The 23,384-nt window shown below is 44.5% G+C and carries 17 protein-coding genes; 8 read left to right on the plus strand and 9 right to left on the minus strand.

Translation table 11 applies throughout. The annotated features are described in order from the left end of the window. Positions 1 to 51: 51 nt before the first annotated feature. Genes B9A91_RS11630 through B9A91_RS11650 form a run of 5 tightly spaced genes read right to left on the minus strand, consistent with a single transcriptional unit; the run spans position 52 to position 5,058 of the window. Positions 52 to 1,077 (minus strand): sensor histidine kinase, encoded by a 1,026-nt coding sequence (locus B9A91_RS11630; RefSeq protein ID WP_084238656.1) that lies wholly within the window; start codon positions 1,075 to 1,077, stop codon positions 52 to 54. Positions 1,078 to 1,128: 51 nt separating this feature from the next. After that, a complete protein-coding gene (locus B9A91_RS11635) occupies positions 1,129 to 1,899 on the minus strand; it encodes a TIGR03915 family putative DNA repair protein (protein WP_084238657.1) in 771 nt (256 codons plus the stop codon). Positions 1,900 to 1,910: 11 nt separating this feature from the next. Further along, entirely contained in the window at positions 1,911 to 3,167 is a 1,257-nt protein-coding gene (locus B9A91_RS11640; RefSeq protein WP_084238659.1) for a putative DNA modification/repair radical SAM protein, read from the minus strand. 58 nt (positions 3,168 to 3,225) lie between these two features. Further along, a complete protein-coding gene (locus B9A91_RS11645; protein ID WP_084238661.1) occupies positions 3,226 to 3,861 on the minus strand; it encodes an HD domain-containing protein in 636 nt (211 codons plus the stop codon). 12 nt (positions 3,862 to 3,873) lie between these two features. Next, on the minus strand, positions 3,874 to 5,058 hold the full coding sequence (locus B9A91_RS11650; protein WP_084238663.1) for a THUMP domain-containing class I SAM-dependent RNA methyltransferase: 1,185 nt from the start codon (positions 5,056 to 5,058) through the stop codon (positions 3,874 to 3,876). Between the two features lie 72 nt (positions 5,059 to 5,130). Between B9A91_RS11650 and B9A91_RS11655 the strand changes: the two genes are divergently transcribed. From B9A91_RS11655 to B9A91_RS11665, 3 genes are all read left to right on the plus strand, one after another. Further along, positions 5,131 to 5,499, plus strand: a complete 369-nt coding sequence (locus tag B9A91_RS11655; RefSeq protein WP_084238665.1) for a DUF3127 domain-containing protein — start codon at positions 5,131 to 5,133, stop codon at positions 5,497 to 5,499. A 323-nt stretch (positions 5,500 to 5,822) separates the two neighbouring features. Beyond that, positions 5,823 to 8,282 carry a TonB-dependent receptor gene (locus B9A91_RS11660; protein ID WP_084238667.1) on the plus strand — a complete coding sequence of 820 codons (2,460 nt, stop codon included), beginning with the start codon at positions 5,823 to 5,825 and terminating at the stop codon, positions 8,280 to 8,282. Positions 8,283 to 8,288: 6 nt separating this feature from the next. Next, entirely contained in the window at positions 8,289 to 9,485 is a 1,197-nt protein-coding gene (locus B9A91_RS11665) for a PepSY-associated TM helix domain-containing protein (protein WP_235012532.1), read from the plus strand. Here the strand turns inward: B9A91_RS11665 and B9A91_RS11670 are convergent. After that, a complete protein-coding gene (locus B9A91_RS11670; protein WP_144008904.1) occupies positions 9,478 to 10,179 on the minus strand; it encodes a membrane or secreted protein in 702 nt (233 codons plus the stop codon). The two genes, B9A91_RS11665 and B9A91_RS11670, sit on opposite strands and share 8 nt — an antisense overlap. Before the next feature lie 130 nt (positions 10,180 to 10,309). Here B9A91_RS11670 and B9A91_RS11675 point away from each other — a divergent pair, with 130 nt between their 5' ends. Together B9A91_RS11675 and B9A91_RS11680 are read left to right on the plus strand one after the other, a co-directional pair. Beyond that, a complete protein-coding gene (locus tag B9A91_RS11675; RefSeq protein WP_084238673.1) occupies positions 10,310 to 12,154 on the plus strand; it encodes a sensor histidine kinase in 1,845 nt (614 codons plus the stop codon). Next, a complete protein-coding gene (locus B9A91_RS11680; protein WP_084238675.1) occupies positions 12,151 to 12,846 on the plus strand; it encodes a response regulator transcription factor in 696 nt (231 codons plus the stop codon). Before B9A91_RS11675 ends, B9A91_RS11680 begins: the two co-directional genes overlap by 4 nt. Here the strand turns inward: B9A91_RS11680 and B9A91_RS11685 are convergent. Further along, positions 12,843 to 13,613, minus strand: a complete 771-nt coding sequence (locus B9A91_RS11685; protein ID WP_084238677.1) for a GLPGLI family protein — start codon at positions 13,611 to 13,613, stop codon at positions 12,843 to 12,845. The two genes, B9A91_RS11680 and B9A91_RS11685, sit on opposite strands and share 4 nt — an antisense overlap. Positions 13,614 to 13,623: 10 nt before the next feature. Further along, complete coding sequence (locus B9A91_RS11690) at positions 13,624 to 16,377, minus strand: outer membrane beta-barrel family protein (protein WP_084238679.1); 2,754 nt, start codon at positions 16,375 to 16,377, stop codon at positions 13,624 to 13,626. 151 nt (positions 16,378 to 16,528) lie between these two features. Between B9A91_RS11690 and B9A91_RS11695 the strand changes: the two genes are divergently transcribed. Both B9A91_RS11695 and B9A91_RS11700 read left to right on the plus strand, forming a co-directional pair. Beyond that, positions 16,529 to 18,349, plus strand: coding sequence for a DUF4153 domain-containing protein (locus B9A91_RS11695; RefSeq protein ID WP_084238681.1), 1,821 nt, complete (start codon positions 16,529 to 16,531; stop codon positions 18,347 to 18,349). Positions 18,350 to 18,368: 19 nt separating this feature from the next. Beyond that, on the plus strand, positions 18,369 to 20,720 hold the full coding sequence (locus B9A91_RS11700) for a helix-turn-helix domain-containing protein (protein WP_084238683.1): 2,352 nt from the start codon (positions 18,369 to 18,371) through the stop codon (positions 20,718 to 20,720). Here the strand turns inward: B9A91_RS11700 and dapF are convergent. Beyond that, positions 20,680 to 21,492: a diaminopimelate epimerase gene (gene dapF / locus B9A91_RS11705; RefSeq protein WP_084238685.1), complete on the minus strand. Its 813-nt coding sequence runs from the start codon at positions 21,490 to 21,492 to the stop codon at positions 20,680 to 20,682. The two genes, B9A91_RS11700 and dapF, sit on opposite strands and share 41 nt — an antisense overlap. Positions 21,493 to 21,642: 150 nt before the next feature. On the opposite strand from dapF, the gene B9A91_RS11710 reads away from it, so the two are divergent. Continuing rightward, the gene (locus B9A91_RS11710) at positions 21,643 to 23,196 is read left to right on the plus strand and encodes a trypsin-like peptidase domain-containing protein (protein WP_084238687.1); all 1,554 of its coding nucleotides are present in this window, start codon (positions 21,643 to 21,645) and stop codon (positions 23,194 to 23,196) included. Positions 23,197 to 23,384 lie beyond the last annotated feature (188 nt).

A 23,384-nucleotide genomic window follows, 5' to 3' on the forward strand; every position in this document is an offset into this window, starting at 1 on the left:
ATGTTAAGTTAGTGTTAAGTGTTAAGTTATTTTTGAAAATGCACTTTGTTGTTAACCAATCTTTTCAAGTGTAAAAGCAAAAGTTGTCCCGATTTGCAGGGTACTCCTTACCGTGATGATCTGTTCATGCGCTTCCAGGATATGTTTTACGATAGCCAGGCCAAGGCCGGTACCGCCCTCTTCCCGGGACCGGTGCGAATCTATCCGGTAAAAGCGCTCGAACAGGCGAGACAGGTGCTTTTCATCGATGCCTATCCCGTCATCCGTTACCTCTATCAGATACTGGTCATGCAGTTCAAAGATTTTAATGGCAGTAGAACCCTGTTCTTTACCATATTTTAGTGAGTTGTGGATCAGGTTGATCATGACCTGTCTGATCTTTTCCCGATCGGCCCTTACAAATGCCGGATGGGTATATTTATCTTTAAAGGAAAGTTTGATGTTTCGCTTTTTGGCGCGGTCTTCAAGACTTTCCATGACTTCTTTAGCCAGCAGAACGAAATCAAACTTTTCATAATTGATCGGGATCTCGCCGGTTTCCAGCTTCGATATGGAATCCAGGTCGGTAATCAGGTAACTCAGCCGCTCTACATTTTTTTCGGCTTTGTCCAGGAATTTCGCCGCCATCTCCGGATCATCGGTAAGGCAGTCCTGCAAAGTTTCAATATAACCTTGTATGGCGAACAAAGGGGTTTTAAACTCATGCGATACATTGGACAAAAACTCCCTTCTGAACTGCTCCTGCTTTTTCAGCATTTCAATCTCACGTTTTTTTGCTCCTGCCCATTCTTTTACTTCCTGTTCTACATCATTAATAGGATCAGAACTTACGTATTCGCCTAGCGCATCTTTAAGGTCTTTGCCCAGTTTCAGGTTATGGATCATTTTATAGATCAGCACGATTTTGGAATAGATATATTTTTCGAGCAGGTAATAGAAAACAATGAAGCTGGTGATAAAAGTTACTACAAAAGAAACCAGCATAAAATACCAGCTTTGCTGGAAATAGAAATTAACAAGGCCTATAGATAGGCCTACTGCAAAGGCAGCAATTAATACAAGGACACTTAATTTCATTACAAAAGCTTTAGGCAAACGGCCCTGGCCGTTTTGGACCAATTTACAAGATTAATGTGATATGAATGTTTTTTCTGTAAGATATTTCCAATATCTTTTTGGAACGTGCCGGACATGCAGCCTGGTATTTTTGCGTGCAGTAATATTTGTACTTTTAAAGTAGTCCTTCCAGAGTATGGCGTAAAGGCTTTCTTTTTTATCGCCGAGGTGTTGTGCGGGTTTCTGCAGCAATTTTTCACTTTCAGGCGCCAGCTGAACCTCTTCAACAGTGTTCAGGTTATAATGCAGGCCGTAATGCCTTTTGATGTCATATATGATCCATTGCTGGTCTGCATAACGATTTTTGAAATGAAACAGCAGTAAGGGCAGTACATTGAAGTCGGGATCTATAGCGCAGTAGAAAATGCCATCTGCGGCATGTTGAAATCGGATGAATGCTTCCATGCGGTGTTTTTCACGTTCCACTTTCTTTGCCATTTGTGCAATGGCCAGCACATAAGGGTTGCCGTAATTGGCTTCGGCACCCGGGGGATGTGTGAAGATATAGCAGGCAAAAGAAAACAGGCTTTGATAAGCTGCTGCGTCTTCCGACAGAAAAGTACAGTAAAAGCGCCTTATCCAGTCTTTGGTCAGTCGTTTTTCCAGGCCTTTCCAAACTCTTTCGGCTTTTTTCTGGTCAGAATAGACGCTAAAACATTCATTAAAGGCTTCAGGTTGGTAGGTTTGTTTTGTTTTTAACAATACTCCGCCAGGCTTGCGCTCGAACCAATCGAATATCGCACAAAGAAGGCCTTCAAAGCTTCCGTCAAATATATAGGTCATAGTCAGGTTTTTCAGAATAGTGCCAGTTGTTTCAGGTCGTTTTTAAGGTATTTACTTTGGCTTTCTGCCAGGATAAATGATTTGATCTGGGTAGCCTGATAATCTCTCAACTGATAAGGTGTGTCTGCACAGTGGATAAAGTAGCGGGCCTTATTGTAGGCGATGCCAATTTTCTTCAGCTGATCTGATCTCAGCTTCCCGAACTTACGGGCCTGCACAATCTTCAGGGCAGAACTTAGCCCTATGCCAGGAATGCGGAGTATCATTTTGTAGGCAGCCGTATTGATGTCCACAGGAAAGTATTGCAGGTTCCGGAGTGCCCAGCTTAGTTTGGGATCTATATCTGCATCCAGGTTTGGATTGGCATCATTGAGCAGTTCATTTACATGAAAACCATAAAAACGCATCAGCCAATCGGTTTGGTATAGCCTGTTTTCCCTAACCAGCGGCGGCTGTGATCCCAGGAGCGGGAGGCGTTTGTCGTTACTGATGGGAATATAGCCAGAGTAATAAACCCTTTTCAACGAAAATTCTTTGTAAAATGCTGCGGCAGTGTGCATGATGTCTTTATCAGTTTCGGGACTTGCCCCGATAACCATTTGCGTGCTTTGCCCGGCCGGAACAAAAACCGGAATGCTTTTGATCAGCTTTCTTTCATCCTTAAACTGTACAATTTGCTGCTGTACCAGGCCCAATGGCTTTTTAACGTCTTCATGGCTTTTTTCGGGTGCGAGTAACTTCAGTCCGCTTGCAGTAGGCATCTCCAGGTTAATACTCATCCTGTCGGCATATAAACCTGCTTCTCTAATGAGTTCGTCACTGGCGCCAGGAATGGTTTTCAGATGTATATAGCCGTTAAAACGTTCCTCAAGCCGTAGTTTTTTTACAATCCTGAGCAATCGTTCCATGGTAAAGTCAGCATTTTTAAAAATGCCGGAACTGAGGAAAAGGCCTTCGATAAAATTGCGCCGGTAAAAGTTGATAGTAAGCGAAACCACTTCCTCAACCGTAAAAGCTGCCCGGGCAATATTGTTGCTCTTTCTGGAAACACAAAAAGCGCAATCGTAAATGCAATGATTGGTGAGCAGGATCTTTAGGAGGGAAACGCAACGCCCGTCTTCAGTATAAGTATGGCAGATGCCTGATTTGTGGCTGTCGCCCAGTCCCTTATTCTCATTCTTCCTCGTCCCGCCACTCGATGAGCATGATACATCATATTTTGCTGCATCGGCCAGGATATTCAGTTTTTCCCTTATTCTCTCATCCATAATTACCACATTTGCTAACAAATATAGTAATTTCGCTAATTATAATAGTATTTTGTGATTAAACTTCAGTATAAAATTGTTCCAGGTAAGCCAGCATAAAATCGTGCCGCTGCTGTGCCATTTTTTTCCCTTCATCCGTCTTCATCAGGTCTTTAAGCCTCAATAGTTTTTCGTAAAAATGATTGATGGTAGGAGCGGCACTGTTCTTATACTCTTCCTTGCTCATGTTCATGTTGGGTTTGATGTTGGGATCGTACAATACCCGGTTCTTATAGCCTCCATAAGTAAAGGCACGTGCTATGCCAATGGCACCTATGGCATCCAGACGGTCGGCATCTTGTACCACGTCCAATTCTTTAGAGGCAAAGCTGATCTCACCCAGACTGGCCTTATAGCTGAGGTTCCGGATAATCTGCTGTACATGTTCCGCTATTGCTTCGGGCAGGTTAATGGACCGCATAAAATCACCCGCTATACGGGGGCCTATTTCTTCATCCCCGTTATTGAACTTGGCATCTGCAATGTCATGCAGCAAGGCAGCCAGTGCTACGATGAGTTCGTCGGCCTGTTCAATGGCGTTAATGCGGAGTGCATTTTTATATACCCGTTCAATGTGGAACCAGTCGTGACCAGCCTCAGCATCGGCAAGTGTGGCTTTTACAAAGGCTGTGGTTTGTTCAATAATAGTATACATAGGATAGATAGCTTATCGTTTCGGACGCTCTTCGTCTGGTCTGCGGCTTCCATCGTACAATTCGTACTCCAGCATGCGGCAATCGAGTTTCCCATTATAAAATTCGACCTTACGGTCGGCTTTAAGTCCAATTTTTTTTGCCAGATCGGGGTTCCCGGTAAAGATATAGCCAAAATATCCTTTACAATGCTGTTTCATGAAATCACCCATGCGTTTATAGGTCGCCTCCAGTTTGGAATGCACACCTAAACGTTCTCCATATTCGGGGTTAAAAACTATCACGCCTTTTCCGGTATCGGGTACCGGGGTATCCGCAAAGTCGCACACCTCAAAAGTAATGAGCGTATCTACACCAGCTGTTTTGGCATTTTTACGGCTTACCTCTACCGCATCTTCCGATAAATCAGTAGCGATGATCTGCAGTTCTGCATTTTTGATCACCTGATCTTTAAGGATTCGTCTTTCTGCAAAAAATACCTGCTCATCATAGCCCATGATGTGCATGAAACCATAGTTCATGCGGAAAAGGCCGGGGCGTCGGTTGGTGGCAATTAATGCCGCTTCAATGGCCAGGGTACCAGACCCGCACATAGGATTTACAAAAGGTGATTTCTGGTCCCATTTGGTAGCCATTACCACACTTGCGGCAAGGGCTTCCAGCATAGGAGCTTTTCCCGGAATCTTGCGATAGCCATGCTTGGCCAGGGTTTCTCCCGAAGTATCTAAAAATATAGCTGCTTCGCTGTCTTTCCAGTATAAATGCACCACCGCCTTGTTGGCATCCGGGCCCGAATTAGGGCGCAGGCCTTTTTGGGCTTTAATGCGGTCAACAATAGCATCCTTAACTTTTAAGTTTGCAAAAAGCGGGGTGGTAATGCTGGGGTTATCCACATTCGAGGTTACAGAAAAGTAACCCGAGAAGTCGATCAGCTCTTCCCATGGCATTTCCGACAGTTCGCTGTACAGCTCATCCGGGGTATTGGCGCTGAAGTTTTTCAGGCAATACAGGATCTGGCTTGCACACCTCAGGTTTAAATTGAGTTTAATACATTCCGTCAGGGTGATGTTGAGTTCTACCCCGGTTGGAAAATCCCTGACAATCTCGTAGTTCAGTGCTTTAACCTCTTCCTGGAGGTAGGGGGAAAGGCGCTTGTTACAGGTGATGATCACCTTGCTTTTGGTGTGGAAAACTTGCATAATTAATTCTGCGAAGTTATCAATAAAAATATAGAGATTTGAACTTCGTAGTAGAATAAAAGAGTATTTGATATGGAAATAAAAGGAAAGGTGCATGAAATTGGTGCATTACAACAGGTGAGCGAGACTTTTAAGAAAAGAGACCTGATTATAGAGTATGCAGAAAACCCAACTTATCCTGAATACATCAGGTTTGAAGCCTTACAAGATAAAACCGCTTTATTTGACAGCTTGAAACAAGGTGATGACGTTGAGGTTTCTTTCAATTTACGCGGTCGTCCCTGGACGGACAAAACAGGTAAAACATCTTATTTTAACAGTTTAGTAGTATGGCGCATTAACGCACTGACCAATAGTGCAGCTGCTGCGTCTGCTCCTGCATATGCCCCACCAGCTGATTTAAACAGCGCTCCGGGCGAGGAAGATGATCTTCCTTTTTAAGAGCTTTTTTTAAGTAAACAAATTGACCAATCTGCCGGAAGCCTTTCCGGCATTTTTTTTGCCTCCTTCTTCGGGTGCCAGGCGGGGCAGCCAGCACCTTCGGCCTACCCTGGTTATGCCTTTCCTTTGCCTTTGTTCGGAAAAAGTACCTGTTTGGGATACAAGGGGGCACAAGCTCCGAACAAAGGCCGGCAAAAGCCCGGTTTAGCCCCAGTTCTTTCTTTTTTTTTGTGTTTATTTAGAATAATTAAAAATAGTTTACATTGTAACGCTTGATTTGCATAGATTTGCGACTGTTTAGAATTAATCCAAACAACGCAGTCATGAAGAAAACTTTATGTAATTTAAATTCTGGCGCTCTCTTATATACGCTATTAAACGCTTTTCTGGCGTTTACCGTACTAACGGCATCTGCACAGCAAAATGCGACGATTAAAGGCCGCGTAGTTACTGCCGAAGGAAAACCCGCTGAAGGGATTTCGGTGAAAATAAAAGGCAGGAAAATGGGCGATGCCACAAATGGCAAAGGAGAATACAAAATCAGCAATGTTTCTCCGGGCGATTATACCTTACAAATTTCGGCAATCGGTATCTCTTACCAGGAAAGACGGGTTACCGTGGCTGGCGGAGAAGAAGTTCAGCAAAACTTTTCCCTGGATGAAACCAACGCCAGGCTAAATGAAGTAAATATCATAGAAGGTCGGAAAAATAAATTTGCAGCGAGAAAGAGTGAAACCGTTGCCAAAATGCCCTTAAGGAACCTGGAGAATCCGCAGGTATATACCAGCATTGGTAAAGAACTGATGGTTGATCAGATGGTAACCAATTTCAATGACGCTTTGAAGAACTCGCCAGGTTTAGATAAATTGTGGACTTCGACCGGACGCGGCGGAGATGGCGCTGCTTATTACGCTTTACGCGGTTTTACCATTCAACCTACTATGGTAAATGGCGTGGCAGGCTTAACCAATGGCGATCTTGATCCTGCGGGGATAGAAAAAATTGAGGTGATCAAAGGCCCTTCAGGTGCATTGTTTGGCGGAACATTGACCAGTTTTGGTGGTCTTATCAATATCATTACCAAAAAGCCTTTGGATACCTTAGGCGGATCGTTAAGCTATACCGCCGGTAGTTTTGGTCAAAGCCGCTTAACCGCTGATGTGTACGGCCCGGTAAATAAAGATAAAACGCTGTTGGCACGGTTTAATGCCGCTTACCATACCCAAAACAGCTTTCAGGATGCGGGTTTTAAAAAGTCGTTTTACTTTGCTCCGGCCATTGAATACCAGGCTTCTGATCGGCTAACTTTAAATCTGGATGCAGAATTCTACAGCTACGAAGGTACAAACCCTTTGATGGTATTCTTAAACAGGAACAGGCAGCTGATTGCACGCAGACCGGAAGAATTGAACTTTGATTGGAAGCGGTCATTTACAGCAAATGACATTACGGTTAAAACCCCTTCCGTGAATATCCGTGGGAAAGCCAATTATAGAATTAATGATCAATGGGTATCAGAAACCAATTTATCACGTAGCTATCGCCAGTCAGACGGATATTACCAGTATGTGATGTTTCTGGGCGCAAATGATATTGACCTGAGCAGATTGGCTGCTTATCAGAATTCGACCAGCACAGCCATTGCTGTACAACAAAATTTTATCGGTGATTTTAAAATTGGAGATTTGAGGAACCGTCTGGTTGTTGGTCTGGATTTTTTAAGTCAGCACAACATCACCAACAATTCCCCTTATGTAACATATGATGTACTTCAGCTCAATGACGCACAATTTAATGCCAACTACATTAAATTCAACCGGTCGGGCCTGATTACCAAAATCGGGGCAAGCACAGCAGTACCTTCAAAAAGCAGCAATGTGATGAATGTTTATAGTGTTTATGCTTCAGATGTGCTAAACATCACCGATCAGCTGATGGCGATGGCAAGTTTAAGGATAGACCGTTTTCATAATCAGGGCACTTTTAATCAGGTTGCCGGCGCAAATACCGGCGCTTACCTGCAAACAGCGTTTTCTCCAAAATTCGGTCTGGTTTACCAGGTTATTAAAGATCAGGTTTCCATTTTTGGAAATTATATGAACGGATTTAAAAATTCTGGAAATGCTACGATATTTAGAGACGGCAATTTTGAAGACAATAGCCCGCTTAAACCGCAACAAGCCAATCAAATTGAAGGTGGGGTTAAACTGGACGTGCTTAGGAATAGGTTGAGCCTTACCGCTACCTATTATGACATCTCTGTAAATAACATGCCGCTTAGTTTAAGTGCAACAGATAATTCGGGGACTACCCGTAATTATACCGTGCAGGATGGTACGCAAAAAAGCAAAGGTTATGAGTTTGATTTGACGACAAATCCTGTTGAAGGCTTGAATGTTGTGCTGGGCTACAGCCATAACGATAGTAAAATGACTAAAGCCAGTCCGACCATCGAAGGCAGAAGGCCGGTTAGTGCAGGACCTGAAGACCTGGTAAATTTCTGGCTGAACTATACGGTGCCTAATGGAGTGTTAAATGGTTTAGGTGCTGGCTTCGGTGGTAACTACGCCAGCAAAAACGTCATTACCAGCACAACAACCACCGGCGATTTTACCTTGCCCGCGTATACTGTGCTCAACGCCTCCTTGTTTTACAACATGGCCAAATTCCGCATTGGCTTAAAAATGGATAACCTGACCGATAAGCAATACTTTAAGGGCTGGACCACAGTTGAGGTGCAGCAGCCAAGAAGTTTCATGGCCAATATTTCATTTAAGTTTTAAGGCCTGATGGCAGCCGAAAACAAAAAAGTTAAAATCGCAAAAAGCCGGGCCAAAAAGGTTGCCGGCATTTTGCACTTATGGTTCGGGCTGGCCTCGGGTATTGTGGTCATGCTCTTGGGCATTACAGGCTGCCTCTTTGTTTTTCAGAAAGAGATTTCTGATGTCGTATACCGCGACCAGCTCTTTGTGAAGCCTCCAGCAAACGCAATTACATTACCAGTTAGCCAGCTGAAGGAAATTGCCCAAAAGGCGTTGAACTGTAATAATGTGTATGTGACCACTTACACCAATCCCGAAAATGCCTGGGAGTTTATGTATTACAAAGCTGGAGATAAAAATGCCCTTACTTTTTTTGGCGCAGTAGCTGCTTATAAATCGGCATTTATCAATCCCTATACCGGGCAGTTGACCGGCATCATGGACTATGAGAAGAATTTCTTTGTTATTGTAAAATACCTGCACTGGAGCCTGCTGCTGAACGACAAATATGGACAACCTGTTGTGGGTTACAGTACATTGATATTTGTGGTGATGTTAATTACCGGACTGATTCTGTGGTGGCCGAAAAACCTGAAGAAAAGCAATTTCAATAAGAGTTTTAAGATCAACTGGAAAGCCAGGTTTAAGCGGCTTAACTACGACCTGCACAATGTACCGGGCTTTTATGCCCTGCTCATTACCCTGGTGCTGGCACTTACAGGAATGGTATGGGCCATGAAGTGGTTTCAGACCATTGTTTATGTGGTAGCGTCACAGTCTATTACTCCGCCAAAGCCAAATACCCTTGTTTCAGATTCAACTGCAGCTGCTTTGAAAGATCCTTTGAGCATTGCCTTCGAAACAGCCCGAAAGCAGTTCCCGGATGCGAGAAGGATCACTTTGTCGGCCCCGGACGAAGGGGATAAGACCGGCCTGATCAGCGCTTCGGGTTACCGCGGGAAAGAGGACTATTATGATGCAGACGTCATTTATTTCGACCAGTTCACGGGGGCTGCGCTGGGCCGTGAGAATTTTAAGGACAAGAACAATGGCGAGAAGATCATTACGATGAATTATGATATACACGTGGGTGTAATATTGGGATTGCCCGGAAAAATTCTTGCTTTCTTTTCCAGTTTTGTTGCCGCCAGTTTACCTTTCACCGGTTTTATCATTTGGCTGGGCAGGGGTAAAAAGAAGAAAAAGGCAATGCTGGCTACTTAATCCGGCTCCATACTTCATAAATTTTTGCACCCTTACTGCTTAGTCCGCTATGGTGCCATGCACCGTCTTCCAGCTTACCATCGAAGGCTAGTGAGGCACCAACGCGACTGTTATCGCGGGAAAAGAACTCGATGTTCTCGGTATATTTTCCGTCTTTAAAAGTATAGCTGCCGCCGCCTGTGCCTGAAAACTGTTTTTTTTCCGGGTCTATAGCTACCCACTGAAATTTAGTGCCGGTCAGCATTTTATAGGTTTGTCTTGTGCCACTCTGGTGTATGGCTGCAATTTTTCCATCCTCTTGCATCCTGCCGGTAATCCGCCATACGCCTGCCAATGGGGCTTTTCCATCATCGATGCGTTTGAAATAGACACGGCCTTCGGGTGCGTGCAGTGAAAGGGCATTGTCTGTAGCACTAAAATTTACATTCATGGGTAAGCCAACCTGCGAGGAGTCAGCACTATTGAACAGGATGGTGCTTTTGATCTGATCATTTTTGATTTCATATGATCCGCCCCGTGTCATTATAAATTTACTGCCCTGGGATACCGTATGAAAATACATGCCATCCATAAAGAACAGATGGTGTGTTTTGTCGTCTTCATTAAATTCCCAGGCCCCGGTAATAGAAGCTGTTTGTGCGTAAATGCTGCAGGTACTGCCAAATATAAATGCTATAAATAAAATGATTCTCATGAGCGGTATGCCATCGCTTTTAAACTGGGCAGAAGGCTTATAAATATAACAATTGTAGAGCAGGCCTGTGTTAAAAATTGTTAAATAAGGCGTTTTGTGTGAATGCTTGCTTATTTTTGAGTAGTTTATCATGAAAAAAAGGAGCCTTTGGCTGATCACCGGCCTCATGACCGTAGCCTTGCTAGGTGTGTTTGTAATGCAATTGTATTACATAAGGGAGGCCTATAACCTTAAATCCCAGCTTTTTGAACAAGATGTACAGCAAGCGCTGGGCACAGTAGTGAACAAGGTGCAGAAGATTTATGCTGCGGGACATATCAATAAAAAAGATGACGAACTCAGAAAAGAAAGGGAAAGGGATTTTAGGGTAAAAGCACAGCAGATTGTCGATTTTAAGGAAAAATACAAGGAAGAGGAAGCAAAACGTAAGCTGGAACAGCAGAAAAAGATCATTGCCGACCTGAACCTGCGTGATGCTGAAGTAAAAAGGGCCTTCCTGAGGGCACAGATGATTAGTGAGGATGTATTCCGCGAAATCTCCAACCCGAATAACAAAGGCAATTCTTCCCTGCAGGTAGAGGTTAATTTTGGGGTGGATGATTTCGGTAATGTAATCGGTAATGTAAGCCAGACTGTAATTTCCAAATCGGGTTCTGCTTTTTCTGTTGGTGGCGCCAAGCTCCCTGACAGCATCCGGTACCTGGCCACAAACCCGCGAACCTTAATGCCAATGACCGTTTCTATTGAACGTGTGAGGCCGGAAATTGCCCTTAAATTTAAAACCGAAGACCACATTGCGGAACAGAAATACGAACAGGGTTTGAAAGCACTGATGCAGGATACGCTTGCGCTTGAGGGAAACAACCTCAGTCTGCTGGAAGATGTGGCCAAAGAAATGCGCCAGGTATATGTGCCCATCAACCAGCGTGTGTCAAGGGATGTGCTGGATACCCTCATCAAAAAAGAAATGCTGGACCGAAACATTACGCTGGCCTATGACTTCTGGCTGAAGCTCGCCAACAAAGATTCTGTGCTGTACCAGAAAGTGGCTAACGGTTTTGTGGATCCGCTGCCGCAGAATACCTATCGGACTACTTTGTTCAGTAACGATGTATTTAATGATCCGGGGATGCTATACCTGTATTTTCCGAATAAAAATTCCTTAATTCTGAGTAATATGTGGGCAACCATGGCCTCTTCTGCAGGCCTGCTACTCGTGCTTATCTTCATTTTTACCTATACCATATACGCGATCCTGAAACAGAAAAAGATCTCGGAAATGAAAACCGATTTCATCAATAACATGACCCACGAGTTTAAAACGCCTGTGGCCACCATTATGATTGCGAGTGAAGCACTGAAAGACCCGGAAATTGTGGAAGACAAAGGCAGGGTAAGCAGACTGGCCGGCATCATTTACGATGAGAACGTACGCCTGGGCAATCATATAGAACGTGTTTTAAGCATTGCCCGGCTAGAAAAGAAAGAGCTGAAACTGGAGCATAAGGAAGTAAATATTCATGACCTGATCGCTGCGGTGGTAGACAGCATGAGCCTGCAGCTGCAAAAGAAAAACGCTGTGCTGACCTTAAACCTGAATGCTCCGGAATCGCTTATTTTTGGAGATGAATTGCACCTTTCCAATGTGTTTTATAACCTGGTTGACAATGCCAATAAATACAGCACCGAGCCCCCGGAAATCACGATTACCACCCGCAATACAGGTAAACACCTCCTGATCGCCATCGCCGATAAAGGTATTGGCATGACCAAGGAACAAACAAAACGCATCTTTGACCAGTTTTACCGGGTACCAACAGGCAACCTGCACGATGTGAAGGGCTTCGGTTTAGGCTTGAACTACGTACAGGATATTATTGAGCAAATGAATGGAACCATCAAGGTGCATAGTGAAAAGGATAACGGGACTACATTTGAAATCAGTTTACCGCTAAACCATAACCATAACAGATGAAAAAAATTCTATTGGTAGAAGATGATCCCAATCTTGGATTGCTCTTACAGGATTACCTTCAATTAAAAGGCAAATTTGATGTTGTATTGTGTACCGACGGAGAAGAAGGATTAAAGGCATTCAGCAAACAGGAATTTGATCTCTGTATCCTTGATGTGATGATGCCTAAAAAGGATGGGTTTACCCTGGGCAAAGAGATCAGGAAAATTAACCAGGACGTGCCGCTTATATTTGCAACAGCAAAAGCCATGATGGAAGACAAAGCCTCGGCTTACGACCTGGGAGGCGACGATTACATCACCAAGCCATTCAGAATCGAAGAATTGCTGCTCCGCATTAATGCTTTGTTGAAGCGTACCGCAACCAAGGAGCAAAATGATGTTACTCCTGCACAAACACAATTTCAGATTGGCGATTACGTATTTGACTATACTACACAACTCATCAGCTACCAGGGAATCATGCAAAAGCTGTCTACTAAAGAGGCAGAATTATTACGCCTGCTGTGCCTCAAGAAAAACAGCGTGCTTACCCGGGAGGAAGCCTTGCTGAGCATCTGGCATGACGACAACTACTTTAATGGCCGAAGTATGGATGTATTCCTGAGCAAACTGCGCAAGTACCTCAGGGACGACCCTAAAGTTGAGATCCTGAATGTACATGGCAAAGGTTATAAACTGCTGGTGAACTAAAGCACCAATGGCCGGATAAAACTGTTTATCTGGTTTTCCCGTCCTCCCCATTTGCTTACCAACTTGTTGATGGTTTCCATCAATCCTTTATTGTTTACAGGCTTTCCTTTAACAGGTGGTTTTATTTCGTTCTCCGGAACAGACTTGTCGGTTACCGTTTTGGCAAACCAGGTAATGTGATCGTGGGGCAGGGCCAGGCCAAGGATCATTCCCGGCAGGCCGGTAAAGGATTCCGGTCCGCCCGAAACCGGGATCTTATCGGTATAAAAGGCGACCACATAAACTGAATCCATAATGATGGCATTTGCCCTCCGGCACTCGTAGCCGGCAATGGTGCGGATCTCATTGGTCAGCTTCCAGTTGATCTTCCGGGTACTGTCTTTTACCAGGAAGGTTTCTTCAAAGAGCTTCTTTTCTGTGGTAGAAATGCTGCTGTTCAGATCGGTATAAATCGTGTTGATCTGTCCTGCCCCGGTATCGAACATATGGCCATCCGTTTCTGCCACGGGGGTAAATAAAGATTTATCGCCAGAGAATTTCAGTATACTTTTGGAGATCTTAAACTGAGGGGTGTTTTTTTTCATGTCTTCGAACATGCTTCCGAACCTGGCGTCGGTTGAACTGCCAAAATTTTTCTTCATCAGCGCATGCTGATTGGTGCTTTTTTCAAATTCGATGACGCCGCTTTTTGTAAAGCGCGCATTTTGAGCAAATAAGCCAAATGTGCTGAAAATTAAGCTTGTAAGTAAGATGAACTGCGTTTTCATGGTGTTTTATTTATAGTACGCCCATTTTGTTGAAATCCCAGGATAGGGACAGCATAAAATAGCGACGGATCGTAGTGTAAGTATTTTGATTGATCATGTTGCCCGAAACTGACCTGCTGAAGCCTGAGTTCTGGTTAAGGAGGTCTTTACCCGTAAGCGTTAGCACAAGGTCTTTTGACTTCATGAACTTTTTGCTGATGTAGGCATCCCAGATCAGACGGTTCAGCGACTCGTTGAAGGTCTGGCTTTTGCCGGTATATTGGTATGTCCCATCGGTACCGATCTCAATACTGCCCGGCAGGGTTAACCCGGTGTCGAAATTCCCATTGGCACCCCAGCTGTTGTTGCTGGTTTTGATGCCCCTTAATGTGCTGCTTGAGGTGTTATAGCCCGGACTTAAATTTAAACTGAAGTTGAATTTCTCTTTGTAATAACGGACGGTAGGTCCAAGGGAGTAATTTAAGGACTTGGAAGTGTTCAGTATCCCATTGGAAATGCTGTAGCTCTGATTTCCGCTGACATTGGCGCTGGTCTGTAAGTTTATTCCCTTGATCTTTCTGCCCATATTTGCCATCACCATGAAATTGATGGGGGTCTTGTTGTTCAGGTTTATGGCCTGGGTAGTGGTGATACCCGCATCATCAGTAACCGTATTGCTGGAAATGGCGTTTGAGGTAAAGCTGAAATTACCGCTTATCCATAAGTTCTGCTCACTCAGCATTTTGAAGGAATTGTAGGATATGTTGATGTTGCTGCTAAATGAAGGCCGCAGGTCTGGATTTCCAAGAACAATGTATAAAGGGTTGGTGTTGGCCCTGTAAGGTTGGATTTGCTCCATGGAGGGCTGACTGGTATTGCCATTGTAGTTGACCCTTAAAGAAGCGCTTCTGCTGAAATTGTAACTGTAGCCAATTTGTGGGGCCCAATTGATGAAGTTCCGCTTTAAGGTCCTGTCTTCGTATCTGTCGAACTGTTTGAATTGTACGGCAGTAAGCCTGGTCCCGAAATTCAGAATGGATTTCCCCTTTTTATAGTTAAAGTTGAAGCCTCCGTTGTTGGTCATCTGGTCCAGATCAAAGTTGTTGCTGAATTTAAGGTCCAGATCGTCATAATTGCCGGCGGCGTCTTTGTTGAAGGAGCGTTTGTCGGAACTGCTGTTGTCGATATTGAGGCCATAATTTAAGATCATGGACAAAGATTTGGACAAAGGCTCAGTATAGGTCGCATTGCTGCTAAAGGCAGATTTAAGGATCTTACTGGTTTTGAACTGGTCAATATTTACCGTACTGTCCAGCTGGTTCTGTTCGTTAAAGAAACGGTTTTCGGAATTCAGGAAGCCGGAGCTGGTGTTTTCGTTCACTGATTGCTTTAAGTTTACAGAAAGCGTACGCCCCTTTTTTTTCAGCTTTTTTGTCCAGAATGCTGTGGCGCTAACGCCCTTATTGTTCCCTTCATTGGTAATCGTTCTGATGTTCTTGTTTAAAAAGCTTTCATTCTCCCTTTGGGTAGAAGCATTATAGGTGTCATCAGAATTGGTGTTTTTAAGCGAGCCACTTACCGTTACCTTCAGGTTTGAAGTAGAGTCGATCTGCATGTTAAATGTCCCGTCCAGTTTCTGGCTGAAAGAAAAATTATCGGATTGCTGGTTGGATGCCGTGGTCATATTTCCGTTCGGGAGCGTGTTGATGCTCAGGCTACCCGCTTCTCCTTTTGTACGAACAGAACCCAGCTTATAATTGCTGTTGATGCCGTATTTGTCTTTCCATTTGTTTTCATAATGGAAGCCTGCATTTTTGTTGACCGGGATTCCCCCTGCGCCGCCACCACCCATGTCAAAGTCATCCGAGCTCATGCTGTAGGCCATCCCCATCGCACCACTGCCGTCCATAAATTCAACGACATCATAAGACATCCCATTGCCCAAAGACTCTCCGGTATTTCCTGTGGAACCATACACAGAAGCCTTTTGTTTGCCTTTGAAAATATTTGCTGTTACCTGACCCTTGTAAAAGTCGCGCGTGCCCCCTCCGACTTCAGCTTTACCAAAATAACCATTCTTCTTATCCTCCTTAAGCTTAATGTTGATGGTCTTTGATTTTTCACCGTCATCTATGCCGGTAAAGGTGGCCTGGTCGCTTTTTTTATCGTATAGCTGCACTTTATCCACCATATCGCCCCGCAGGTTTTTGGTCACCAGTGTAGGATCGTCCCCAAAAAACTCTTCCCCATCCACCAACACTTTATTCACCTTTTGTCCTTGTGCGGTAATCTTCCCGTCCTTGTCTACCTGTATCCCCGGCAACTGTTTCAGCAGGTCTTCCACCTTGGCGTTGGGCGGTAGGTTATAACTGCCGGCATTAAACTCAGTGGTGTCGCCTTTTATGGTAATGGCGGCAGCTTTTCCTTTAATGATGACACCCTCCAGTAAGGTTGATTTCAGGATGAGGTTAATAGGCCCAAAGTCTTTGACAGGGTGCAAACTATCGAGCACAAAATCTTCGGTATAATCGGCATAGCCGGGATAGGTGATCAGCAGCATAAACTTACCCGGGCGCAGACCGCCAAGATTAAAATTACCGGCTGTATCGGCCCGCGTATATTTGACCAGTGTAGAATCTTTTTTGTTGAGTAATACAATTGAGGTATTTACCAGTTTGTAGGTAGCCATGGAATCCGTTACGGAGCCTTTCATGGCATAGGGGCGCTGGGCAAATACGAATAAAGTATTCAATACCAGCAAGAGGGTTAAATAAGTCAGTTTCATTGTGTGTGGTTAGCTCATGCTAAGCTATAACTAAAAGTTTAGTAATAGAAGTCTGCAAATGTTAAAGTTTGTTAAACAATGTTAAAAGCGATGATTTTGCTAAATATGATTACATTTAGGTTTAAATGTTACAAGACATTAAACTCTACCTATGAAACTCAAACTTCCATCTTTACACGCTTTATGGCTCAGCTTTCTGAGGGTTGTTGCGCGTTTTCCCTTACAGGCAATAGTTGCCCTTGCGGCAAGCATTGCCTGGTGCTATGTGGTCGATATTCCTTATACCAATCCGCACAGGGAAGAGCAGCTTATGGAATTTTTGGCAGTCTGTAACCTGGCCCTGACGCTGTTACTGGCGGCCGACCTCTATGCTGAAGTGAACCATTTTGGTAAAGCAAAACAATGGTCCCTGCGTTTACTGATGGTATTGCTCTGTGCTGGCCTTTACTTCCTGCTCAAGCCTTATTTTTACCTTGCAGATATGTACCGCCTTGGCCTGCTGGCTTTCGCCTTTCACCTATTGGTGGCTTTTGCCCCTTTTATCGGCAAGGGAAGTCTGAATGGTTTCTGGCAATACAATAAATCGCTGTTCTTAAGGATCCTGACTTCAGGATTGTACGCTGTAGTATTGTTTGCCGGTTTGGCTATTGCGCTGGGCGCCATCGACGGCCTCTTTAATGTGAAGATTGGCTGGCAAACCTATATGCGGCTGTTTGCGGTGGTAAGTGCAGGTTTCATGACCATTTTCTTCCTGGCGGGTGTTCCCGATGATTTTGATGCGCTCAATAAAGAGGAAAGTTATCCTAAAGGCCTTAAAATATTTACACAATACGTACTGATTCCACTGATGACCATTTACCTGGTGATTTTGCTGGTATACGAAGTAAAGATCATGCTGAGCTGGCAGCTGCCCAAAGGACTGGTATCTACCCTGATTCTGGGCTATGCCGTCTTCGGAATCCTCTCGCTGCTGCTGGTTTATCCCATTAAAGAAAAAGAAGGCAATGGCTGGATGAAGCTTTTTTCCAGGTTCTTTTACGTGATGATGATCCCCCTGGTCATACTGCTGCTCCTGGCGGTATGGAAAAGAGTGGGTGTATATGGCATTACCGAATCACGATATATTCTGGTGGTCCTTGCGCTGTGGCTAACCATAGTTACGCTCTATTTCCTGGTCAGCAAAAAGCAGAACATCAAAATTATTCCGGTTAGCCTCTGTATCCTGGCGCTGCTGGCTACCTATGGCCCGCAAAGTGCATTTTCTGTTTCCCGGTATTCGCAGGTGGCCCGTTTGAAGAAACTCATGGCCTCTAAAAAGGATAAAGACATTAAAGAACGTGGCCCGGTGGTAAGCTACCTGGTTGACCGCCACGGACTGGCCGTATTACAGCCTTTTACCAAAAGAGACCTTAGGGAGATTGAAAATAAAATAGAAAAGAATGCCGATAGCCTTTCGCGATATTCCGTAATCAGCATCAAAACAGATACAGCCAACGTCTTGCTCAACATCAAATACGATCCCCGCAATTCTTACATCGACAGCCGCCGTTTTGAAACAGAAACAGGCACCCTCTTACCGGTTAGTGGTTATGACTACGTTGTCGCCGTTGAAAATTACCTGGACAAACAGCACTTTAAAGTGAATGGGGTGGATGTAACGGTTGAAAAGACAAATCAGTATGGGAACCTGAAACTGAAGGTGGGCACTGCAGCAGCAGTAGAATATGATGTGCGAAAGCTGGCAAGGGATGCGGTTGCCTTGTACAAAGCGGGTAAATTAAAAGGCAAAAAGGAGGATTTGGGAATGTCCTATATGCCTTCGGAAGGACTTTCTATAACAAAGCAGGTGGGTGGACTGGAGATAAAACTGGTGATCACGCTTTTAAATACGACCACCAATACCACTGAAGAAGAGGAACTCAACAAGTGGTTGAGCTATAATGGTTACCTGCTGGTTGGGTCAAAGCGGTAATTCTTGTTAGATTTGCATTATGCTGAATCCAGAAAATGCAAATCTAACCGGAACTGATGGGGTCAAAGCTGCCGGCGGCCTTGATGCACCCAACGCGCTTACGGGGTTGGCGGCAAGGTTTGTAAACTATACGTCTAAACACATTTTCCTTACGGGTAAAGCCGGTACGGGCAAAACAACTTTTTTACGGCAGCTGATGGAATTGACGCATAAAAAGGCGGTAATTGCTGCTCCAACGGGCATTGCAGCCATCAATGCCAATGGGGTTACCATTCATTCCCTTTTCCAGTTGCCTTTCGGCGCCTACCTGCCCAAGCAGCCTGCCGCAGATGGAGGGCATTACAATCAGCAGTACAATACACCGAAATCCATAGTCAGGCATCTGAACATGACCGCTGCCAAACGCAAGGTGCTTACAGATATGGAACTGCTCATTATTGATGAAGTAAGTATGTTGCGGGCTGACCTGCTGGATGCCATTGATATGGTGCTGCGCTATGTCAGGAGAAACAACAACGCCAGCTTTGGCGGGGTGCAGGTGCTGTTCATTGGCGATCTGCACCAGCTGCCGCCGGTTGTAAAGCCTAATGAATGGACCATGCTGGCACAATTTTACAACAGCGCTTACTTTTTTGATGCCCATGTCCTGCAGCAGCATCCGCCGGTATATATAGAACTGGAAAAGATTTACAGGCAGGCCGACGATGTATTTATCAATCTGCTAAATAACCTGAGGAATAACCAGGTAAACCAGCAGGACGTGGCCTTGCTCCAAAAATATTACCAGGCCAATTTTAAGCCCTCGCTGAACGATAAATACATCACCCTGACTACCCATAACAACAAAGCAGATGCGCTGAACAAGCAGAGCCTGGAAGAGTTGAAAACCCCTTCTTACCTTTACATGGCCAGGGTAGAAGATGAGTTCAGCGAATATGCCTATCCTGCAGAACAGATCCTGGAACTGAAAGTTGGGGCGCAGGTGATGTTCATCAAGAATGACTCCAGCGGGGAGCAACGCTTTTTTAACGGAAAGATAGCCACCGTTACCGCACTTAAGCCGGATCAGATAGAGGTGCAGACCGAGGGCAATAACCTGAAGGTCATTGTAGAAAAGTACAAATGGGAAAATATCAGGTACACTACTGATAAGGTGAGCGGCGAAATAAAAGAAGAGCTGATGGGGACTTTTACCCAATATCCGCTCAAACTGGCCTGGGCCATCACTGTACATAAAAGTCAGGGCCTGACTTTTGATAAAGCCATTGTCGATATTGGCAATGCTTTTGCTCCCGGACAGGTTTATGTGGCCCTGTCGCGCTTACGCTCGCTCGACGGGCTGGTGTTGACCTCCCAGATTTCAGGCTCAGGCATCCGGCAAGACCAGAATGTCTCCTTTTTCTCTAAAAACAAACAGGAGCCTGCTGTGCTCGAAAATCAGATCAGCCAGGAGAGCGAAAACTTTTTACAGTCCTACCTCCTCCAATGTTTTGATCTTGCCCCGCTCGATAATTATGTATATGAACACGTGCATTCCTATACCAAGGACATTAACAAATCGGCCAAGCAGAAACACGTGAAATGGGCCGCCCAGCTATTGAAAGAGCTGAGCGAGGTAAAAGCAAATGCCAGTAAATTCCTGCTGCAGATCCAGCGCCTGTACCAGGACAAATCGGATAGCGGACTACAGACTTTGCTTGACCGGACTACGGCTGCCGAAAATTATTTTAAGCCATTGCTTTCCGGTTTTTCGAAAAGGATATTTGAAAGGATGGAGCTGGTAAAGCAAGATAAACAGGTGGTGGCTTACTTAACTGAATTGCTCGAGATGGAGGCGCTGTTTTATGAACAGGTCAAAAAAATATGTAAGGCAAGTGCATTGCTCAGCGCTACGATCAACGGTAAAGAGTTTACCAAAAAGGATGTAAATGCGCTGCTGAGCCAGGCTGAAAGGGCGGCACAGATGGAAAAGGTATTTGCCATGCCTGGTAAGCTCGATTTTACGGAGAGGAAAACAAAAAGCAAAACCAGCGGCTCAAAAACAGTAAAAGCAAAAAAAGAAAAGGAGCCTAGGGCCGATACCAAAGAGCTTTCGCTAATCCTGCTGAAAGAAGGAAAAACCATTCAGGAAATTGCCGAGGAACGCAAAATGGTGATCGGTACGATAGAAGGTCACCTGGCGCACTATGTGGCCAAACAGGAAATATCCGCCAAAGACATCATTGGGGGCAGAAAGCTGGAGAGGATCCTGGCCGCCATACAGGAACTGAAGACTTTACAGATGAACCCGATCAGGGAGTACCTGGGCCGCGATTACTCTTACGGAGAAATTAAGATTGGCCTGGCTGCCCATCTTGCGGAAAGGGAATAGTGCCTTCAAAAACCTTTTCAGCTGGGCCGCAAAGGAATACGTTGCTAAACTGTTCCCCGTTGTAATCAAAGCTAATGCGCAGATCTCCACCGAGAACTTTTACCGGGGTTTCAATATGCCCGTTCTGGTGTTTGTGCTGTGCCATGGACAGGGCAACAGCGGTAACACCTGTTCCGCAGGCATAGGTTTCGTCTTCTACACCGCGTTCAAAAGTGCGCACAAAGAGGTAGTCGCCTTTGTCTTCGACAAAATTAACGTTAATCCCCTCTTTTTTATAAGTGTCATTGTTACGAATGGCTTTGCCGTTCTGGTATACATCATAGCTGGCCAGGTTTTGCATCTGTAGTACATAATGCGGCGATCCGGTGTTGAGCACATAAGCATCCCCATCGGTATTGATGGTGTCAATATCAATCATCTGCAGGTCTACCCAGTTGCCCTCTGCTGAAATTTTGGCATAATGAGGGCCATCTACTGCCAAAAAGTTAGTTTCCTTATCAATGATGCCCAGGTGTTTGGCAAAAGCTACAATGCAACGGCCGCCATTGCCACACATGCTGCCCGGCCGGCCATCGGCATTAAAATAAAGCATCTCAAAATCATAATCAGGATTGCTGGTCAGAAACATCAGCCCATCCGCCCCGATCCCAAATCGACGGTCACACAGTTGTTTAACCCGTTCATAATCAATATCTTTGATTGGGCCGGTTCTGTGATCGATAAGAATGAAGTCGTTTCCGGCTCCCTGGTATTTGAAGAAATTTATGTTCATTTTGATGACCTGCTGGTATTTAACATTTTTTAACAGTATTCATGACGCATTACAGATGCAAATATCGTTGATATGGTATTAAATTTGAATAAATCAATGAAAAGAATTGTTAACGGTTTTTTTAATGATAAAATTTAAACTGATATATAAATGAAAAGACTAGGATTGATAGCGTTGGCTGCATTTATAGGTGGTGCGGCTGCAATTGGTGGCTATAAGTTATTAGAACCAAAAAATGGTGAGCTGGTGTCTTTTGCAGACCAGCAGAAAGTGTTGTTTGCAAATAACCCGAAAATCTCTTCGGCGGGCACGGTAGATTTTGTTGAAGCTGCGGCGGCGGTCTCTCCGGCTGTTGTCCACATTAAAACTTCTTATTCCGGAGGCGGTTCAGAAGGAAGGGCACGTTCTTCTTCACCTTTTGATATGTTTGACGATTTATTTGGTGGTGGCGGCCGCAGAATGCAGCGCATGCCAAGGGCAGCCTCTGGTTCGGGAGTGATTTTAACCCCTGATGGTTACATTGTAACCAATAACCATGTGGTAGACAATGCCGATAAGATTGAGGTGATCTTATCTAATAAACGTAAGGTAAGTGCCAAAGTGATTGGTAAAGACCCAAATACGGATTTGGCCCTGATCAAAGTAGAAGCCACTGATCTGCCTGTAGTGAAAATGGGTAACTCTGATAATGTGCAGATTGGGGAATGGGTATTGGCAGTTGGTTTCCCGTTAGACCTGCAAACTACTGTTACGGCTGGTATTGTTAGTGCCAAAGCCAGAAGCATTGGTATTTTGGGCAGACAACAGCAGCAAGACTTTACAGAAGAAGAATACGAAGAATACCGCAGGACTGGTAAAGCGCCTGAAAGAACAAACAGCAGTATAGAATCTTTTATTCAGACCGATGCTGCCATTAACCCTGGAAATAGTGGTGGTGCACTGGTAAACGCAAGCGGCGAGCTGATCGGTATCAATGCTGCAATTGCATCGCAAACCGGTACCAATGAAGGCTATGGTTTTGCTATCCCGATTAACCTGGCTAAAAAGATCCTGGACGACTTCAGGAAATATGGTAGCGTAAAACGTGGATATATAGGGGTTTCTTTCAGACCATTGGATGCTGATTATGCAGAAGAACTAAAAATCAATGACATCAATGGATTGTATGTAAGCGAAGTGCTTCCAAACGGAGGTGGTGCAGCTGCAGGTATCAAAAAGGGGGACATTATTAAAAAAGTAGACGGTGTTGCAGTATACGATTCTCCGGACCTTCAGGAAAAGATCGGACGCTTAAGCCCTGGGGATAAAGTACAGCTGACTTTGCTTAGGGATGGTGCTTTGAAAGATGTAAAGGTTACTTTGAGGGGCGACAACAGCGTTGGTGTAAACACTTCAAAACTGGCTGAGCGCTCGAGCGGAACCAGCTTAGGTAAACTCGGAGCTTCTTTTGAGCCTGCATCAGCACAGCTTAAAGCACGTTATGGTGTGAAAAACGGTGTTGTAGTGAGCAACATAGAAACAGGTAAACTGTTCGACTCATGGGAAATACCTAAAGGTGTGCTGATCACTTCAGTGAATGGAATACCAGTAAACAGCGCAAAAGATGTAGAAAGTGCTTTGCCAAACTCAAGGAATGGCATGACCACGATTTCCGGAGTAGGATCACAAGGCAGATTTACCTATTCACTGACCACAGGAAGGTAATTTCAGGCTAATTAAATTGACGAAGGCTGTCTCCCAAAAGGAGGCAGCTTTTTTTGTGGGAATTGTTAATGAATAAAGTTTTCTATAAGGGACCTCTATTGTTACAACTTCAATTATCATTGAATTGTAATGTTAGAATGTTTCTAAATAGCTGATTTGTGCTTGGAATTAACCATTTAATTCTTTTA

The organism is Pedobacter africanus, assembly GCF_900176535.1.
Taxonomy (GTDB): domain Bacteria; phylum Bacteroidota; class Bacteroidia; order Sphingobacteriales; family Sphingobacteriaceae; genus Pedobacter; species Pedobacter africanus.

Bases quoted from the DNA above. Each gene is read 5' to 3' on its own strand.
- B9A91_RS11660 (WP_084238667.1), top strand. From the start codon at position 5,823: ATGAAGAAAACTTTATGTAATTTAAATTCTGGCGCTCTCTTATATACG.
- B9A91_RS11655 (WP_084238665.1), top strand. From the start codon at position 5,131: ATGGAAATAAAAGGAAAGGTGCATGAAATTGGTGCATTACAACAGGTG.
- B9A91_RS11670 (WP_144008904.1), bottom strand. From the start codon at position 10,179: ATGAGAATCATTTTATTTATAGCATTTATATTTGGCAGTACCTGCAGC.
- B9A91_RS11675 (WP_084238673.1), top strand. From the start codon at position 10,310: ATGAAAAAAAGGAGCCTTTGGCTGATCACCGGCCTCATGACCGTAGCC.
- B9A91_RS11665 (WP_235012532.1), top strand. From the start codon at position 8,289: ATGGCAGCCGAAAACAAAAAAGTTAAAATCGCAAAAAGCCGGGCCAAA.
- B9A91_RS11635 (WP_084238657.1), bottom strand. From the start codon at position 1,899: ATGACCTATATATTTGACGGAAGCTTTGAAGGCCTTCTTTGTGCGATA.
- B9A91_RS11640 (WP_084238659.1), bottom strand. From the start codon at position 3,167: ATGGATGAGAGAATAAGGGAAAAACTGAATATCCTGGCCGATGCAGCA.
- B9A91_RS11685 (WP_084238677.1), bottom strand. From the start codon at position 13,613: ATGAAAACGCAGTTCATCTTACTTACAAGCTTAATTTTCAGCACATTT.
- B9A91_RS11630 (WP_084238656.1), bottom strand. From the start codon at position 1,077: ATGAAATTAAGTGTCCTTGTATTAATTGCTGCCTTTGCAGTAGGCCTA.
- B9A91_RS11710 (WP_084238687.1), top strand. From the start codon at position 21,643: ATGAAAAGACTAGGATTGATAGCGTTGGCTGCATTTATAGGTGGTGCG.
- B9A91_RS11645 (WP_084238661.1), bottom strand. From the start codon at position 3,861: ATGTATACTATTATTGAACAAACCACAGCCTTTGTAAAAGCCACACTT.
- B9A91_RS11695 (WP_084238681.1), top strand. From the start codon at position 16,529: ATGAAACTCAAACTTCCATCTTTACACGCTTTATGGCTCAGCTTTCTG.
- B9A91_RS11690 (WP_084238679.1), bottom strand. From the start codon at position 16,377: ATGAAACTGACTTATTTAACCCTCTTGCTGGTATTGAATACTTTATTC.
- B9A91_RS11680 (WP_084238675.1), top strand. From the start codon at position 12,151: ATGAAAAAAATTCTATTGGTAGAAGATGATCCCAATCTTGGATTGCTC.
- dapF (WP_084238685.1), bottom strand. From the start codon at position 21,492: ATGAACATAAATTTCTTCAAATACCAGGGAGCCGGAAACGACTTCATT.
- B9A91_RS11700 (WP_084238683.1), top strand. From the start codon at position 18,369: ATGCTGAATCCAGAAAATGCAAATCTAACCGGAACTGATGGGGTCAAA.
- B9A91_RS11650 (WP_084238663.1), bottom strand. From the start codon at position 5,058: ATGCAAGTTTTCCACACCAAAAGCAAGGTGATCATCACCTGTAACAAG.